Annotated in this window: 1 protein-coding gene; it reads left to right on the top strand. The window is 57.7% G+C overall.

Features of this window, described 5'->3' with window-relative positions:
* A partial coding sequence (locus tag BFQ03_RS30345) for an immunoglobulin-like domain-containing protein (RefSeq protein WP_175403911.1) occupies positions 1 to 466 on the top strand: 466 nt, incomplete at both ends.

Raw genomic sequence — 466 nt, 5'->3', positions numbered from 1 at the left:
GGCGATGACGTGTTCATCGACAAGAGCACCCAGACCGTCCAGATCACCGGCACCGATGGCGGCAACTTCGAGAAGCTCGTGGTTGCAGGCGATGGCGCAACGACCACCATCAACGACACCATCGACAAGGTCGATGTGGTCCTGACGGCCACCAAAACCGTGGGTGAAGGCGGCGAGATCGTCTACACCGCGACCCTGGTCGACAAGGATGGTAAGCCGGTCACCAACACCACTGGCCCGCTGACAGTGACGCTGGATAACAACCAGACCATCACCATCGGCGTGAATCAGTCGAGCGGTACTGTTTCGGCTGTAGCACCGGATGACGTGTACAAAGGCGACCAGACTGTTACTACCGGCATCAAGGAAGTCACTGGCGGCGAGCACTTCGAGAACCTGGTTCCGGGTACTGACAAAGTCACCACGATTGTCACTGATACCCCAGGTACCGATACCGATAACACCA

Origin of the sequence: Pseudomonas sp. 25 R 14 (assembly GCF_900004755.1) — a bacterium.
GTDB classification, from domain to species: Bacteria; Pseudomonadota; Gammaproteobacteria; order Pseudomonadales; family Pseudomonadaceae; genus Aquipseudomonas; species Aquipseudomonas brenneri.
This window is presented reverse-complemented; position numbering and strand designations above follow the sequence as displayed.